Genomic DNA, 18,168 nt, shown 5'->3' with positions numbered 1-18,168 from the left:
CTTTGATTTAAAGCACAAATTTTATGCGCCTTTCAAAGGTGTAAGACTTTTAATAAATGATTAGTAGAGTTGTTGTTTCGTGTTTGTAATGTTTCTGTTTACTATTTCATCAAACTTGAAAAGCTTTTTATTGAGTTATTAGGTGTGCGTCAAAAAGAATAATTATATATCTATATTCATTTGCTTAATTTTTTATGTTTCGCCAACGAGTCACTTAAAAATTGTTTTGTAATTGATGAAGTATATGAAAGGGGGTGACTTACCACTAAAAATGATCATCATGAGTTTTCATTCCTCCAACATAGTTTTTAGCCGGAAGTATAAGGTTGTTTTATGTTCAAGAATAAAAAATAAGGGCGAAGCCATAACAGCATTCGCCCATATCCTTACTTAAAACCCATCTATCTATTATTGTCTTAATTTTGCCTCCGATATGGAAATGTTATCCATATAGAATTTTAAGGTTTGGCTGTTGCCGTCATTTGCACCACGAATATTCAAATTGTAGTCACCTGTAGCTTGGAACTCTACCAACATGGAGCTGTATACCCATTTTCCGATTTCAAAATCTGCTGAGAATTCCGGATTGGCACCTACTCCCCAGTTGGTGTTAGGGTTCCAGTAAAATCTTAGATCAGGTGGATTGGCGCTTGGATCACTTTTACCTAGATCTTCCATGTAAACCCAAACCCCGATTTCATAGGTTTTTCCTTGCTCCACCGGGAAAGTGATAGGGACATTGTCATTATCAGTATGACCTATGATCATTCCGCCATTAGGCTCTAAGGTCACGTAAGCACTCTTTTTACCATCAAATGATTTGGTAGTGCTGATATTCAATTTATACATGTCCCAAGGTGCACCCCACCATTGGTAAGGCCAATTAGCACTGGTGGAAGTTTCGAAGCTGTAATCGAAAGCGGTGTCTTTTAGGATGTTTTTGCCAATAAATAATACTGGTTCATCTTCGAAATCATCTGCCATTACTCCATCGGCAGTAGCCATTTCTCCCTGAGTGTAGGAAACGGTGACCTGATCATCATTGAAAATAGACTGATTGTCTAGAGTCAAAATCACAAAATTCCCTTCAATTGGATCTACTGATGCGGTAGCAACAGTGGCTGAGATTGGAGTGTCATTGTTCATGATGCTTACAGTGAAATCAGCAGGATCAAGGCTGGCTCCGTTCATTTCTCTACTGAAATTCAAGGCTATTCCGCCATTTTTTTCCTGAGCACCATCCAGGGTAACTGGTTCAGTAGAAGGAATGATTTTCAGTACATTTTCTACCGCAACGACAAATTCTCCGCTAGGTCTGGCGCGCGATGCGATTAAACCAAAGTCAAATTCTCCGACCTTCTTATACCTCACGTCAAGCGTATCAACCAGCTCCTCAGAGAAGGGAGGATCTCCACCATCTAGGTTCCAGCGATATACAGCAGGCTCACCTTCTGACTTCACGATATAGCGGATAAAAGTCCCTGCCATAACTTCATTTTGGGCATTGTCTTGAAGGTTCAATGCTTCGCCCAAGGTGCCGTCATTATTGAGGATATTGGCTGAAATGTTTATTGCTATCTCTGGAATAACTTTAACAATAATAGTAGTGTCCAGCTCTTTTCCTCGCTGCTCGAGGCCTACATAAGCATTGTCTTTGAATACCTGATGAAGTTTTACTTCATGCTCACCCAGCATTTTGAAGGTGGTTTTCACAGTAGCTTCAGTGGAGGTGACATCGTTATCAGAATCTTCTATGTCTACAGCGCCTTCCGGGAAAGTCCAAAGTCTCGATACTACTCCGGCAGAAACATCGCCAAAATCTAATTCCCCATCGATCTGAACAGTATTTTCAAAATCCATTTCTGAAGTATAAATCACCTGATTGCTTGGTTCATTAAGGTTGATCCCTTCATAAGGATCTTCGCAGGATTGCAGTAGGAGTACTGCAACCAATGTTTTTATGATATTGATATATTTTTTCATGGGAGTCGGGATTAATTTCCTATCTGATCATTGGTTTGTAGTTCCTGAGCAGGAATAGGGAAATAGTTGTGAACTGTAGGTGAGTAGTTGGCAGAGGAAAGCAAGAAGTCCGGTCTGATCCGCTCTGCTATGTAAATTGGTGGTTCGTTTAAAATCGCCGCCTGATTCTCTGTTCTCCATATCTCATCCTGACGAAGCTCATCAAACACTACTTTCACGATTCCCCATCTTACCAGATCTTTCCATCTATGACCTTCGAAAGCCAATTCAAGAGGACGCTCCACTCTTCGGATATGAGTCATAATGTTTTCGGCTGTGGGAGCCACCATCGGCTGAGTGCCATGTACCTGCTTGCTTATATGCAATTGTGGGAAGGTGTTACCATTTTGGGCTAAATACTGCTTGATAGTGAGGACTCCTGCACGTGCTCTTACCATGTCAATGTAATCTATCGCCTCATCTATAGATCCACCGGAATTAAGCAAAGCTTCAGCATACATTAGATACACATCGGCTAGACGGATATGTCTGAAATTGATGCCAGATCTGGAGTTTCCATCTTCATTTGGTAGGTGGTACCAGTTTGTGAATTTCTTGATATATGCACTTTGACCAAAGACCCAACCATTACGTGTACCGATTGGTAATTGATAATAGAGTCCCTCTCCGTCAATTGGAACTATTGAAGCAGTCATTCGCACAGATTGTTGATTGCCTTTATTGATAGAATTACTCGGATCGATCGCATCGTTTACATACAATTCATGTAGGTAATAGCTTGGCAATAGCGTGTTGTAAGCTGCAAAATTCAACTGGCCAAGTTGGGTTGCAATATTGGTGGCCTCAGCCCCCGTTCGACTTGGATCATCATCTACCACAGCTCCATTTGCTCCAGGATTGATATCGGCGTTGTAGGCTACTTCGAAAATTGACTCCTCGTTGAATTCATTCTCTTCACTGTAGTTATCTCTTACTTTTGGTGTAAGGCTATAAATTTTAGAATCTATAACGCTTTTGAATTCAGCTGCTGCTGCAGACCAGTTTTCCTGGAAAAGTAATGTCTTTCCATTCAATGAAGCCGCAGAACCCCAAGTCACTCTTCCTTTGTTTTTATCATCCCAGGTTTTTGGAAGATGAGTTTTGGCAAATTCCAAATCCGGCATAACTACCGTAGTAAATATTTCCTCCTTAGGACTCGGTGGCGTGTTGAAATCAGCATCTGATACAGGAACTGTGGTTCGGATAACAGCTTGGCCATAGGTAGTTGCCAATTGGAAGTAAAAGAAAGCCCGAAGGAATCTAGCTTCAGCTTCAATGATTTCCTTTTCATTCGCTAGAAAGAGGCTAGGATCAGCTTCCTGAATTTGATTGATGACTTGATTGGCACGGAATATTCCGATGTAAAGCTGATTCCATTTATCAGTCACCTGATCGCTGGCATCATTGTAGGTGAGATTTCTGTAGGCAGTTGGTCTATACCAAGCTTCAGTTCCTCCTATATCTCCCAGGATCATTTCATTCACTAGTCCACCTCCCGAAATCGCCTGGAATTGTGAAGCTCCGTAAACGGTAGCCAATGCACTTTGGAACTGAGAGGAAGTTTCCCAGAAAGTATCTGTAGTTATTGCGTTTGGATTGGTTTCTTCCAGAAAATCCTGGCCACATCCAGTCAACAGCATCGCGCATAGGGAAGCTGAGGCAAGTGTTCGTTTATATATTTTGAGTTTCATTGTTATGCTTTTTAAGAATTAGAATTGAATCTGAACGCCGAAAATGAATCTTCTTGATACAGGATAATTTCCCTGGTCCACACCTCTGGTGCTGATGCCGTTTCCGCCAACTTCAGGATCATATCCGGTGTATCCAGTGAAGGTGAAGGGATTCATAGCTGTCCCGTAAATTCGCGCTCTGTTCACTCCGATCTTACTAGTGGCTGTCAAAGGAATGGTATAGCCCAGCGTGATATTTCTGATTCGGAAATAAGTACCGTCTTCCAAAAAGAAGTCAGAGCGAGCGCGCACATTGTTGTGATAACCATCGCCGCGGTCAGTAGGAATGTCCGCATCAGGATTTTGTGGAGTCCACATGTAATACTGATCCGTGTGTCTGCCTTGAGTGTAAGCGTAATATCTAGAGCCGTTGTAAAGTTTAGCTCCGTAGGAAAAGTAATTCTGAACGTACAGATCAAATCCTTTGTACTCGAAATTTCCGCTTAGGCCAATATTGAATTTATCCTGACCTGAACCGGAATACACACGGTCATTTTCGTCAATTACACCGTTTCCGGCATCTGGAATTCCATCGCCATTCGTGTCTTCAGTCAATTGATCTTTGTACTTCATATCGCCGATCTGGGCACTCGGGTCAATTTTTTTGTATTCAACGAGATCTTCCTGAGTTTTGATCACTCCATCATGCTGCACCAGGAAGAATGCTCCTGCCTGATAGCCTACCGCAAAGAAGGTGGTGTAATCTACGTTTGGCCCCAAAGAGGAAGAAGGCTGTCCATTGCCATATCCTCTCTCTATTCCTTCTAAATCAGTGATTTCATTCACGTTCTTCGTGAAAGTAGAAGCAAGATTCCATTTGAATCCAGAAGCATATTCTGTTCTGTAGGAAAGGGAAAGTTCGATTCCCTTATTGGTCATATTACCTGCATTTACAATTATTGGACTGAAGGTGCCTGTAGCTCCTGGGTGGTATGCGCCTGCTGAAGGAGGAGTAGCACGAGGCAACAGCATGTCCTGCTTGTCATTTTTGTAGATATCTGCCGTGAAGTTTAATCTATTTGAAAACATGGAGAGATCAAGACCTAAATTGGTGGAAATGCTGGATTCCCATTTTACATTAGGATTGGAATACCTTCTCTGGATAGCGCCATTGTAAAGATCTTCGGAAGACCCAAAAAGGTAATTGACACCGCTTTCGATCTGACTTGCGTAGGTATAAGGAGGGATGCTTTGATTTCCTACCTGAGCATAGCTTCCTCTTATCTTTAGATTGTCTATGAAATCCAGATTTCCATTCTGGAAAAACTGTTCTTCGGAAATATTCCAACCGGCAGAAACGCCATAGAAATCACCGTACACATTGCTTTGGCCAAAATTGGAAGAACCATCCCGTCTATAACTACCCGAGATCAGGTAGCGCTCATCATAATTGTACTGCACTCTTCCCATCAAACCACTCAAGGAGTTGACATAATCAAAACTGGTAGGTTTCGTGGCTTGCTGTCCAGCGCCCAGCACAGGCGTCTTATTGCTCAGCAGACCAATGATCCCTGTTCCTATCTGCTTGGAGGTGAATTTTTCATAGGAAGCCACAGCGGTTAAGTTGATCTTATGCTTTCCAAACTCCGTGTCGTAGGACAAAATGTTTTCCAACACATTCCTTTGAGTGAAGGTATAGTCCTCATTCAATAAGGCATCTTCACGGGATGCGGTTGGGTTATAAGAACCATCCCTATTGGTCACCAAATACTGCGGTCTAAAGAAATTTCTTCTATAATTCCAGGAGTTACTTCCAAGATTCAATTTGTATTTGAAACCTTTGAAAATCTCATACTCTAGGTTCAATGCTATATTAGAGGTGGTTACCTTGCGATCATCCACATTTTCCAACTCCTTTGACAAGTAGCTATAAAGGATAGCATTGTCCACTGGGATTTGCACATTGTTTTCTCCTACAGTTTTCAGGGAATTGAGCGGGGCAAGCCAAGGTCTCTGTGCGATGCTGTATTCATAGAGTGACCAAGGCTCTTGAGAGGTGTTTTCTTCAGTATAACCCAAACTCACAAAGGCCTTAAACTTGCCTTTATTGAACTGTGCAGTCAATCTGTTACTTAGTCTATCAAAGCCCGAATTGATCAGTACACCATCCTGACTAAAGTAATTGGTGTTGAAGTTTAGTGATAGGTCTTCAGTTCCACCGGAAACACCTAATCCATAGTTCTGGATCAGCGCATTATTGTTTTGCACATCGCCCACGAAATCTGTGTCGTAATCCAAGGCATCTGGATTGAAAAAGAAAATGAGGGGATCTCTTCCTAATGCTTCCAGTTTCACTTCTTCAGCATACATCTGCTGCTGGGAATTCATCAGAGGCGTACCGGAGGTGATGTTCTGTACACCTGCATAAGCGTTTAGATCAACTACAATATTTCCTTTTTTACCTCTTTTGGTGGTGATAAGAATTACCCCATTAGAGGCACGGGTTCCATATACAGAAGCAGCTGCACCGTCTTTAAGGATATCAAGAGACTCGATCTGATCAGGGGAAATGTTTGGATTACTTTGATAGGGAACCCCGTCCACCACATACAGAGGTTCTAGTGCTCCCATTAAAGAACCCACACCTCGGATTTGAATATTGGCCGCTTGGCCAGGTCTTCCACTTGCAGCCTGTACGTTTACACCAGCAACCTGACCTTGGATAGCTTCCCCCACATCGGAGACAGGAGCCTTGCTGATGACGTCAGCCTTAACTTGGCCAACAGCGCCGGTTATTTCCTTTTTTGATTGGGTACCGTAGCCTACCACTACTACTTCGTCAAGACTCTGTGTGTCCGGCATCATCTGTACATTGATTTCAGATGTAGTGCCTACAGTTTTCTCTACTGAATTAAAACCAATGAAAGTATATACTATAATATCACCTTCATTCGCCTGAATACTATAGTTACCTTCTATGTCTGATATAGTACCAGTGGTGGTTCCTTTCAATATAATAGAAGCACCAGGTAGGGGTGAACCAAGATCGTCTAGGATCTTTCCTCTTATTTCTTGTTGGGCAGATACAATTGGTATCCATAAACACAACAGTATAAGTGTCAAAGGGAGGGTTTTCCTCCAGTAGTAGAGTTGTTGTTTCATACGGTCTTTTGAGTTTAGGTTATTTGTTTTTGGAAGTAGGATCTAGCGGACTTTGCTTTCACAAATGACTTTTTGGATCTTAAAACCTCGGTCAATGTAGAGATCCTAAACCTTACAATCCATTTTTCAAACTCGATTAAAACTGGACAAATCGATTAAAATATCGATTGCGAAGCCATTTTTGACTATACAGCACTTGACGGGCATATTTTTTCACCTCAATTTGAAGCAAAAGCTTGCACAATTGAAACGGCACAAAAAAACACCAAGCAATTTTGCTTGGTGTGGAATACTTATGGATTTCATAAGTGTATTTAGAGTAGGTTTAGCTAATTATTTTGTCTAGTAGCTGCCACCCTTTTTAGAATTTAGCAATAAACTCACCGAGATTTTCATTCCTGTCTATATTGAATTTCTTTCGAAGTCTATATCTAGAGGTATGTACGCTTTCTATGGAGATACCCAGGAGTGAAGCCATTTCCTTGCTGCTGAAATTAAGCTTTACCAAGGCACAAATTTTCAGGTCTGTCTGTGTAAGCTCTGGATATTTCTTTTGCAGGTTTTCGTAGAAGCTTTGATTGATGGCAGTAAAGCGAGCTTCAAATTCCTTCCAGTTACTTCCAGGCGAGCCTTGGACGGATTTGATCATCTTTTTCAAACTGTTCACATCCACCAGACCCTTATCATCAGACAGATTGTTTTTTAGTTTATCGATGAATTCATCTTTTTCTATCAGTTGTAAAGCGGTGGTGGTAAGTTCCTTGTTCTTCAACTCCAGAATCTCATTAGTTTTCTGAAGTTCCAACGCCCGCCTTTCTGCCAGAGCCTTTTTCTCCAACTTATGCTTTCTTCGGATATTCTTCACCAACAGCAAACCATAGATTACCAGTGAGCATAAAACAACTCCCAAGAGCCATAGTTTCAAAACATTTAAGCGTTCTTCATTCTCCAGATTGGCTATGTGCTGCTCCTTGATCAACTCTTTTTCCTTTTCCTTTTGCAACCTGTACTGATCGTTGATTGCAAATAAGTGTTTGTTATTCTTACTATTCGGGCCAAAAATCTCCGCATTTATACTGTTTACTTCCCGTGAGTGCTGAAAGGCATCCTGGAAATTGCGGGTCTGAGAATATAAAGATGCCAATGCTTCATGAGACATAAGCTTGTAATTGGAATGACTTTGAAATACTTCCGACAGACGAAGAGATTCATTGAAATGCTCCGCACCTTTTGCAAGGTCTCCTTTTTTGAGGTAAACCTTTCCTATAAGCGTGTGGATGACGATGAGATAGGATCGGTCGTTTTTTTCGAAATAATCCAGGGCCTCATCTAATTTGGCTAGAGCGCTTTGGTAATTCCCGTTCATGCCGTCAAGATACCCGTCTTCGGCAGTGACATACAGTAGGGAATTGGTGGTTTGATCCTTTAGTTGGAAGCAACTGTCCACGTATCGGGCTGCCTGTTCATAATTTCCATTTACTCTATAAAAATTAATCAAAGAGAAATAGTCACTTATTATATAGGATACATCTATAGTTTTTTGTGCGTACAACTCCTTATTAATAGATAAACCCAAATTGAAATATTTTAATGCTTCCTCATCCCTATGATAAAAGCTATAGAGCCAGCCCAACTCCTGATAAATTTTGGCTTTGAGCATTTCATTATTAATCTCCTCTGCCAAAAGCAAGGCCTCCCAATAGCCGTCGTATGAATTACCATAATCTAATAAGTGGGCATGAATACTGGATAATTCATTGAGAGATTTAATCAAATTTATGGTGTCTCTTTCTTCTCGAAATTGCTCGATTTTTGTTTTCAGGACTAAAATCGAGCTGTCAGTATTGACGTATTTCAGTTCATTTTTTCGTAGTACATTTTCTAGGCTTGTATAGTTGTCCTGTGCAAGTGTTGATTGGCATGTCAAGATGCCTACTCCTATAAGTATGAAGCAAATCAGACAAAATCTTGTAAAAATGCATTTGATGCATTGGGAGTAAAGCTGCGGAATTTCGAAATGATTGGAGCTCATTTTCGTATTATTAGGCGAATTTTGGGTGTAATTGATGTTTTTTACAAAATAATCTAAACCGATTATGGTGCGATAAATTTTGTAAGGACAATTTATCGATCGTCGAGATTAAATTTTTGTTTTTTCAGACTTTTTATCGCCTTGTTCAGTTTTTGTCTAGGTGGTTTTTGGAGGATTATTCTTTTCTAATGGCATATTTGTTCAAAGCGAAACACAAAAAGTAAGATTTGCAGAAAGGCAGCTTTAAGAGATGATTTTGATTTCTTTCTCAATAATTAAGACTCACAATTTTGCAGAGCTAGCTTTCATATTCTGAGCTTATGGATTCGTCTTTTTATAGTATTTAGTACCCTTTACATATAAGTCTGTTAATAAGTATAACCCAAAATGAATATTATATATGTTTAAAAATTTGTTAAGCTACTCTTGCATAGGAATCGCATTATTGCAGTCCTGCTCACCTTCAAATCAAGATGGAAATAAAGATGCTATTTCTGCAGATCAAGAGGCCACTATAAGTCCAGAGCAACTGGACAAACTAGGTATCACGAATGCTGATCACCTAAGTACTGCTTCTAAGCGCGCATTAAAGTGGCCGAATATCGGTAATGAATGGTTTATAGAATTTTCCGGTCTTCAGCCTCTCAAAGGGGATCTTGCCTATGAAGAAGGTGTCGTTCGTCGTGATCCAAGTGCGATGATTTTTGAAAATGGCAAATACTATGTCTGGTATAGTAAAAGTGTTGGACCTACAGATGGCTTTGCAGGAGACATAGATAAAAACAAAGTCTTTCCTTGGGACAGGTGTGATATCTGGTATGCTACTTCCGAGGATGGCTGGACCTGGAAAGAGGAAGGTATGGCTGTGGGACGCGGTGAACCGGGTGCTTACGATGATAGATCAGTGTTCACGGTGGAAATCATGAAGCATGAGGATAAGTATTACCTGACTTATCAAACTGTCAAATCCCCTTACACGGTTCGGGTCAAAAATCAAATCGGATTAGCCTGGGCGGATTCACCAAATGGTCCTTGGACCAAAAGTGAAGAACCAATTCTCAGTCCTGCCGACAATGGCATTTGGAAAGGCGAGGAGCAAGACCGCTTTGCTGTGGAGAAAAAAGGGGATTTCGATAGTCACAAGGTTCACGATCCATGTATCATTCCTTACAATGGAAAATTCTATCTCTACTATAAAGGAGAACAGATGGGAGAGGAGATCACATTTGGAGGACGTCAGATTAGACATGGCGTAGCTATCGCTGACAATCCGAAGGGACCCTACATCAAATCAGAATTTAATCCAATCAGTAATAGCGGTCACGAAATCTGTGTCTGGCCTTACAATGGAGGTATAGCCTCTTTGATTACTACTGACGGTCCAGAGAAAAATACGATCCAATGGGCCCCCGACGGGATCAACTTTGAGATAATGTCCTCCATCCAAGGAGCGCCACATGCAATCGGGCTGAACCGTACAGCCGATTCGGAAAAGGAACCTACGGAAATCCTTCGATGGGGATTATCCCACATTTATAACAGCTATGATTACCAAAGCATCATGAGGTTCTCTTCAGCTAGAAAAACCACTCATAAGGCTAAAGGAGAATAAGCAAACCTAAAAACCAAAAACATTTTGAAAGCAACAGTTTACAATGGCAATCAATCCTTCACTGTGATTGAGAAGGAAATCGACACGCCAAAATCAGGAGAAGTCCGCATCAAAGTAGCCTATTCTGGCGTCTGCGGCACTGACGTTCACATCTACCATGGCATGATGGATAAGCGGGTAAGCATTCCTCAGACTATAGGTCATGAGATGTCGGGAGTCATAGATGAGGTAGGTCCCGATGTAGAAGGATTCACTGAAGGAGAAAAAGTGGTGGTTAGGCCACTGGATGATCGCCTGGTAAAACCTTCCGACAAAGGATTCAATCACATCTGTGAGAATTTGAAATTCATTGGAATCGACAGCCCAGGCTCCATGCAGCAGTATTGGAATGTGCCGGCTTTCGTACTTCACAAGCTAAGACCAGAGACGGATTTGAAGCTGGCAGCCTTGATCGAGCCTCTTTCAGTGGCTGTTCATGATGTGCGCATGTCTGGTCTTGTGGCAGGAGAAACGTCAGTTGTTCTTGGCGGCGGTCCGATTGGGCTTTTGGTAGCTATGGTTGCCAAAGAAGCCGGAGCAAATGTGATCATCTCCGAAGTAAATGAAACCCGCATACAGATGGCTGGTGAATTCGGCTTGAAGGCAGTGAACCCAACCAAAATAGATCTAGTGCAGTACGTGCGTGAGCAAACAGAAGGGAGACTTGCCGATGTGGTCTTTGAGGTGGCTGGAGTTCAGCCGGCCTTAGATGTGATGACAGAATTGGCTGGAATCCGTGGTCGTATTGTGATGGTGGCTATTCATGGGCAGAAAAAACCGGTGGATTTATTCAAGTTTTTCTGGAAGGAATTAAAGCTGATAGGTGCTAGAGTTTATGAAAAGGAGGATTATGAAAAAGCCATTGCACTGATCACAGCCAATGAGCTCCCTTTTGAAAAGATGATCACAGACGTGCAACCGCTTAGCAATATCCAACAAGTCTTCGAAAACATAGACAAGAATCCTGAGGGATTGAAGGTTTTGATGGATTGCCAACTTTAAATTTTTACTACAAAAAACAGCAATAATGGGAGTATTAGACACATTTAGATTAGACGGGAAGACTGCTTTGGTCACAGGATGCAAGCGAGGAATAGGTAAAGCAATGGCAGTCGGTCTGGCAGAAGCCGGTGCGAATATCATAGGAGTCAGTGCCACTTTAGAAGAAAGTGGAAGCGCTGTCGAAAAGGAAATAAGATCTCTTGGAAGAGAATTTAAGGGATATGCCTGTGATTTCTCTGATAGGAAAGCTGTCTATCAATTCATAGAGAAGGTAAAGGCGGATTTTCCGGTCATAGATATTTTGATCAACAATGCAGGAACAATTCTCAGAACTCCTGCTGCGGAGCATCCCGATGAGATGTGGGATAAAGTGATAGAGGTAAACCAAAATTCTCAATTCATCCTAACCCGTGAATTTGGGAAGGAAATGGTGAAAAGAGGAACTGGTAAAATTGTGTTTACTGCTTCTCTATTGACTTTCCAGGGAGGAATTACAGTTCCTGGTTATGCAGCTTCCAAAGGCGCGATTGGTCAGATGACCATGGCTTTTGCCAATGAATGGGCCGGAAAAGGAGTGAATGTAAATGCGATTGCACCAGGCTATATCAATACAGATAATACGGAGGCTTTGAGAAACGATCCGGAAAGATCCGCTTCGATTTTATCCAGAATTCCAGCAGGAAAATGGGGGAAGCCGGAGGATTTTGCCGGACCTACAGTTTTTCTCTGCTCTGAGGCTGCATCCTATATGAACGGCACTACTATGCTGGTCGATGGCGGCTGGATGGGCAGATAGTTTTACCCAAAATAACCTATAGAAAATATGTCTTCAATCAAAGAGTATCAATTATTTATAAATGGTGAGTGGGTGACTTCTGAATCAGGAGAGACCATAGATATCATCAATCCTAGTACTGAAGAGGTAGTAGCCAAAGTTCAAAATGGGACTGTGGACGAGGGACTTCAGGCTTTGGAAGCAGCTGAGTCCGCTCAGAAATCCTGGGGAAAAATGCCCCCTCGCCAGCGTGCAGAATTGCTTTACAAGCTGGCTGCTGAAATCAGAACAAATGCTGATTACCTGGCAGAATTGCTGGTAAAGGAACAAGGCAAACTTCTCAAAGTAGCCAAAGGGGAAGTAGCTGTGACCGCATCTTTTATAGAATATGCCTGCGAAGGTGCTAGAAGAATAGAAGGGGATATCATCCCGTCCGACAATCCTGGGGAACAAATCTGGATTCAGAAAATCCCTAGAGGTGTAGTAGTTGCAATTACCGCCTGGAATTTTCCTCTGGCTTTGGCCGGAAGAAAACTCGGTCCTGCTTTAGTCGCCGGGAATACCATTGTGATGAAGCCAACTTCAGAAACTCCTTTGGCTACTCTGGAACTTGGGAATCTTGCCAACAAAGTCGGTATTCCGAAAGGAGTTATCAATATTCTGACTGGACCAGGGCGGGCTATGGGGACCGCACTCGTGGAGAGTCCCATCACCAAAATGGTGACAATGACGGGTTCAACTCCTGTAGGTCAGGATATTGCCAGAAATGCAGCTAAGAACCTGACTCATGTTCAACTTGAATTAGGTGGTAAAGCTCCCTTTATTGTCTTTAAAGATGCAGATATAGATGCTGCTGTGGATTCCGCACTTCATTCCCGATTTGACAACTGTGGTCAGGTGTGTACCTGCAACGAGCGCATGTATGTGCAGGAGGATATTTATGATGAGTTTATGGAAAAATTCATCGCCAAAACTAAGGCTATCAAAGTTGGTGATCCCATGCTAGAAGACACGGATATGGGTCCAAAGGTTAATCAAGCTGAGCTGGCTCACATGGAAAAACTGGTTCAAATCAGTTTGGATGAAGGAGCTACCATTGCCACAGGTGGAAAACGACCTGCTGGTGCTGCATTTGAAAAGGGCTATTGGTTCGAGCCAACTGTACTGACCAATGTGACTCAGGACATGACCATCATGCATGAAGAGTCATTTGGGCCGATTCTTCCGGTCATGAAATTCAAAACCTTCGAGGAAGCCATCACATACGCGAATGATTGTGAATATGGTTTGGCAGCCATGGTTTTTACCAACGACATGAACCTGATCATGCGCTGTAACGAAGAGTTGGAATACGGAGAAATCTACGTAAACCGAGGCCACGGTGAGCAGCACCAGGGGTTTCATAACGGGTACAAATTATCCGGAAGTGGAGGAGAAGATGGGAAATACGGCTTTGAGCAGTATTTGGAGAAAAAGACTTTCTACGTCAACTACAACAGATTATGAGCAATTTAATTAAAGAAGTAAACTGTAAGCTTTTCAAGGTTCCTTTACCGGAAGTTTTAAATGATGCCAAGCATGGCGATCATACCCACTTTGAATTGGTGACTACCACCATTACACTGGAAGATGGCACTGAGGGTACCGGATATACTTATACTGGAGGAAAAGGAGGTCATGCCATTAAGGCAATGGTTGAATATGACTTCGCCGGAGTACTGGTGGGAAAAGATGGGAGTGATATAGACGGAATCTACGATTTCATGGAGTGGCATATCCATTATGTGGGACGTGGGGGAATTGCATCCTTTGCTATTTCCACCATTGATATTGCACTTTGGGATATCAAATGCAAGAAAGCAAACCAGCCCCTATGGAAAATGGCAGGTGGGGTAGACAATACCTGTAAAGCTTACTGCGGAGGGATTGATCTTCAGTTTCCGCTGGAAAAGCTGCTGCATAGTATAGAAAGCTACCTGGCAAGGGGCTTTAATGCCGTGAAAATCAAAATTGGCCGTCCAAACCTCCAGGAAGATTTGAATCGAATTTGCTCGGTGAGGAAGTTTATTGGCCCTGATGTTACTTTTATGGTGGATGCCAATTACTCTATGGATGTGGAGAAGGCTATCAAAGCTATTGAAGGCTTCAGAGAGTATGACATCACTTGGTTTGAAGAACCTATTATTCCTGATGATTACCTAGGTTATGCTGAAATTGTAGATAGAACTGGGTTTCCGCTTGCCATGGGGGAAAATCTCCATACCATCCATGAGTATGAGTACGCGATGGAGCAGGCAAAACTTTCTTTTATACAGCCTGATGCCTCGAATTGCGGAGGAATCACTGGTTGGCTCAAAGCTGCTAAGTTAGCTGCAAAGTACAATGTACCCGCCTGTTCACATGGCATGCAGGAATTACACGTTAGCTTGGTTTCCGCACAGCCCAATGCTGGTTGGTTGGAAGTCCATAGTTTCCCCATAGATGAATATACGAAACGGCCACTAGTGGTCGAAAATTACAGAGCAGTTGCTCCTGACACTCCTGGTACTGGAGTAGTGTTCGATTGGGAAAAATTGAGTCCTTTTCTAAATTCTTAAGCATAGCCTATGAAACCTATTGTAAATGATTTTGGTAGGCTTGAGGACGAATCCATTTCTATCTACACCTTGAGTAATTCATCTGGGATGCAGGTGAAAATAATGAATTATGGAGCTACGATCACTTCTATCCGAGTGCCCAATCGCTCGGGAGAGATGCTTGAAGTATCTTGTGGATTCGATAGCTTATCTAGCTATTTTTCAGATCAATATATTTCTAATTCCCCCTACTTCGGAAGTACTGTAGGTAGATATTGCTCGCATATCAAAAATGCCAGATTCAAGCTAAAGGATAAGCAGTATAAACTCGCTGCCAATGCAGGAAACAATAATCTCCATGGAGGAAAAATTGGTTTCGACAAGAAAGTCTGGAAGGCTAATGTTCTTGATCTGCCGAACTTGTCTGCCGTAGAAATGAGACTTCAAAGTCAGGACATGGAAGAGGGTTTTCCTGGGAATGTAGAGGTAATGGTGATCTTTTCACTTAATGAGGAAAATGAACTCACTATCAGCTATGAAGCCATTACGGATTCTGAAACTCCTTTTGCAGTGACTAACCATACCTATTTTAATCTCTCGGGTTTTTCTTCCAATATTCTAGGGCATACAGCCCGAATTGAATCAGGCAGAAGACTGGTCATGGATGAAACTGGAGCTGTGACTGGATCGGTGATTGACCTAGAAAATCAACCTGATAACCTAAGTAAAAGTAAAATCATCGGAGATGTGCAACAGACCATAGGAGATGGATTTGAGCATTATTATGTCTTTGACAAGCCTGCTTTCAAAATGGAAAAGGTGGCTGAATTTGCCTGTGCCGAAACCGGTATAGGACTGGAGGTGGCTACTGATGAATTGGGCATGTTATTCTATACTGGGAAATATACCTGCGATTCATTAAAGCGTGAAAACGGCCTGTCGTATGGCAAATTCCGGGGTTTTTGCTGTGAAACACATCGTTTTCCCAATGGCCCAAATCTGCCCAATTCACCAGGTACTTTTCTTAAGCCCAACGAGAAATTTAAGAGCTGTACCAAGTTTTCTTTCAAATAGATCAATTCCTAATATTCACCCAAAACTACACCCAAAATGACCGAAGGAATATTATTGGCGATTACTGCTGGCATTATGCTAGGCGTATATGCCTTACCCGAAAAATTTACCAAAGGGTTCCAATACGAAAATACCTGGAGCCTTTTCTTTTTGCTCACCATGTTTGTGGTGCCTGTGATCGCATCCGTAGTACTGATTCAAGGCTTTAGTGAGATTTTCAGTGAAATGCCTTCAGAGCTCTGGATTAAAATGGGCCTTGCGAGTTTCCTCTGGGGCATAGGCGTGATGATGTGGAGCAAAGCGATCAACTACATTGGGCTTTCGCTGGGTTTTTCCATTTTCATTGGAACCGTGATTTTTATCGGTTCGCTAATACCCTTTGCAGTAGATGGCTTACCGGATCAGGAATCCTTGATCCTAATTCTAGTGGGGATACTGATAGTGCTTTTAGGCATTGTCCTCAAGGGAAAAGCGGGGCTCATTCGTGAAAAAGACGAAGCTCTAGTTGATAATAAAGATTCGGCAGCTGGAAATAAGGGTTCCATGGCAACAGGCATACTGATTGCCATAGTGGGTGGATTATTGGCTACGGGTTTTAGCTATGCCAATGCAGTGGGCAGACCTTATTTGCATGATGCGAGCCAATCGCATGGAAATGCCGATTGGGTCACTGCGGTAGCAGTCATGTTTCCGATTTTCATAAGTGGGGGTATCGTGATGACAGCCTATTTCGGTTACCATCTTTCCAAAAAGAAGGCATGGAAAGCATTTAAAACTCCAGCCTTCGGTAAGAATTTTCTACTCATCCTGTTCATGGCAGTTTTTCACTATGCAGCCTCAGCCTTGTTTGCTTTCGCTGCCTTCAAACTTGGGGAAGCAGGCAATACGGTAGGTTATGCTATTTACAACACAGCATGCGTGGTGACGGCAATTTTTAGTGGGATTATCACCAAAGAATGGATATCTGCTTCACCAAAAGCTAAAAAATTGCTGTACGCAGGTGTAGCCTGCATGGTGATAGGAATTGTGGTGATTGCCATGGGGAATTAGTAGAAAGATTTGAATGAGTATTGTCTTGTCATACGATTTATGATTTTACCCAATGATTAATGCCTAGGTTTTTAAGGTATATTTCATGATTTATAAATAATTGAAAATGAGAGTTTTTGTATCATATATATTAATTATAGCTTGTATGTCTTGCTCGGATTCGAAATCTTCAGATCCAATGGTAGATCCGGAAGTTGACGAACCTGTTCAGAGTCCTGACATTCCAGACACTGAACAGAATTGGAAGGAGATCCCTGTTCCAGCAGAAGCCGGTGAAAACAAAAAATGGGAATTTCAGGAGCTTTCGGATGACTTTGAGTATGAAGCTTCAGCAGATGGAAAAAGTGAGAAGTTTCTGGAAAAATGGGATGATTTCTACCATAACCAGTGGGCTGGTCCCGGACTGACGGAGTGGAGAAGAAATCATTCCTTAGTGAAAGATGGTCAGTTGCAAATGATTGCTGCACGCAAGTCGGATTCCGATAAGATTTTGCTGGGTTGTATTACATCCAAAGTCCGGGTTTCCTATCCTGTATATGTGGAAGCATATGCCAAAGTGATGAATTCTACTTTGGCCTCCGATGTGTGGCTTCTCAGCCCTGATGATACTCAGGAAATAGACATTGTAGAAGCCTATGGAGCTAGTTACTCGGCAAGTGCACAGCAGAATACCAGCTGGTTTGCCGAGCGGATACACCTCAGCCATCATGTATTTATAAGAGATCCTTTTCAGGACTATCAGCCCACGGATTCCGGTTCCTGGTATCGAGATGGCAAAATCTGGAGGGAAGAATTTCACCGCTATGGAGTGTACTGGAAAGATCCTTGGCATTTGGAATATTATATAGATGGGGAGTTGGTTCGTACCGTTTCGGGCAAGGATATGATCGATCCCAAATTTTATACAAATGCTGAAGAGCCGGGGAATACCACGAAGGATACACGAACTGGGCTGAGTAAGGAAATGGATATCATCATCAATGTGGAGGATCAAACCTGGAGATCGAGTCCTGAATCGGGTTTACAGTCAGAAACTTACACGCCTACTGATGCAGAATTGGCTAATACAGAGGATCATACCTTCAGAGTGAAGTGGATAAGGGTGTATAAGCCAGTGGAAAAATAGTAGGAAGAATAAATAGCGTTGATTCGTA

General features: G+C 42.2%; 12 protein-coding genes. 8 read left to right on the top strand and 4 right to left on the bottom strand.

The annotated features are described in order from the left end of the window. Positions 1–408: 408 nt before the first annotated feature. The 4 genes from LV85_RS12775 to LV85_RS12760 all read right to left on the bottom strand — a co-directional run bounded on the left by LV85_RS12775 (position 409) and on the right by LV85_RS12760 (position 8,886). Positions 409–1,983, bottom strand: a complete 1,575-nt coding sequence (locus LV85_RS12775) for a hypothetical protein (protein WP_111319996.1) — start codon at positions 1,981–1,983, stop codon at positions 409–411. Positions 1,984–1,994: 11 nt separating this feature from the next. Continuing rightward, the gene (locus LV85_RS12770) at positions 1,995–3,713 is read right to left on the bottom strand and encodes a RagB/SusD family nutrient uptake outer membrane protein (protein ID WP_111319994.1); all 1,719 of its coding nucleotides are present in this window, start codon (positions 3,711–3,713) and stop codon (positions 1,995–1,997) included. Between the two features lie 18 nt (positions 3,714–3,731). Continuing rightward, complete coding sequence (locus LV85_RS12765) at positions 3,732–6,854, bottom strand: SusC/RagA family TonB-linked outer membrane protein (RefSeq protein WP_111319992.1); 3,123 nt, start codon at positions 6,852–6,854, stop codon at positions 3,732–3,734. A 361-nt stretch (positions 6,855–7,215) separates the two neighbouring features. Continuing rightward, positions 7,216–8,886 carry a hypothetical protein gene (locus LV85_RS12760; protein ID WP_111319990.1) on the bottom strand — a complete coding sequence of 557 codons (1,671 nt, stop codon included), beginning with the start codon at positions 8,884–8,886 and terminating at the stop codon, positions 7,216–7,218. Between the two features lie 400 nt (positions 8,887–9,286). Here LV85_RS12760 and LV85_RS12755 point away from each other — a divergent pair, with 400 nt between their 5' ends. From LV85_RS12755 to LV85_RS12720, 8 genes are all read left to right on the top strand, one after another. Next, positions 9,287–10,498 (top strand): glycoside hydrolase family 117 protein, encoded by a 1,212-nt coding sequence (locus tag LV85_RS12755; protein WP_111319988.1) that lies wholly within the window; start codon positions 9,287–9,289, stop codon positions 10,496–10,498. Between the two features lie 24 nt (positions 10,499–10,522). Further along, on the top strand, positions 10,523–11,539 hold the full coding sequence (locus LV85_RS12750; RefSeq protein ID WP_111319986.1) for a zinc-dependent alcohol dehydrogenase: 1,017 nt from the start codon (positions 10,523–10,525) through the stop codon (positions 11,537–11,539). Between the two features lie 25 nt (positions 11,540–11,564). Further along, positions 11,565–12,335 (top strand): SDR family NAD(P)-dependent oxidoreductase, encoded by a 771-nt coding sequence (locus LV85_RS12745; protein WP_111319984.1) that lies wholly within the window; start codon positions 11,565–11,567, stop codon positions 12,333–12,335. A gap of 27 nt (positions 12,336–12,362) precedes the next feature. Then, on the top strand, positions 12,363–13,820 hold the full coding sequence (gene aldA, locus LV85_RS12740; RefSeq protein WP_111319982.1) for an aldehyde dehydrogenase: 1,458 nt from the start codon (positions 12,363–12,365) through the stop codon (positions 13,818–13,820). Then, entirely contained in the window at positions 13,817–14,911 is a 1,095-nt protein-coding gene (locus LV85_RS12735) for a mandelate racemase/muconate lactonizing enzyme family protein (protein ID WP_111319980.1), read from the top strand. Before aldA ends, LV85_RS12735 begins: the two co-directional genes overlap by 4 nt. 9 nt (positions 14,912–14,920) lie before the next feature. Next, positions 14,921–15,964: an aldose epimerase family protein gene (locus tag LV85_RS12730; protein WP_111319978.1), complete on the top strand. Its 1,044-nt coding sequence runs from the start codon at positions 14,921–14,923 to the stop codon at positions 15,962–15,964. Between the two features lie 36 nt (positions 15,965–16,000). Continuing rightward, positions 16,001–17,014, top strand: coding sequence for an L-rhamnose/proton symporter RhaT (locus LV85_RS12725; RefSeq protein ID WP_111319976.1), 1,014 nt, complete (start codon positions 16,001–16,003; stop codon positions 17,012–17,014). Between the two features lie 145 nt (positions 17,015–17,159). Then, positions 17,160–18,140 carry a family 16 glycosylhydrolase gene (locus tag LV85_RS12720; RefSeq protein ID WP_211318409.1) on the top strand — a complete coding sequence of 327 codons (981 nt, stop codon included), beginning with the start codon at positions 17,160–17,162 and terminating at the stop codon, positions 18,138–18,140. Positions 18,141–18,168 lie beyond the last annotated feature (28 nt).

Origin of the sequence: Algoriphagus chordae, assembly GCF_003254055.1 — a bacterium.
In the GTDB taxonomy this organism is placed as follows: Bacteria; Bacteroidota; Bacteroidia; order Cytophagales; family Cyclobacteriaceae; genus Algoriphagus; species Algoriphagus chordae.
Note: the sequence above shows the minus strand (reverse complement) of the source record. Positions and strands in the feature narration are given on the sequence as shown.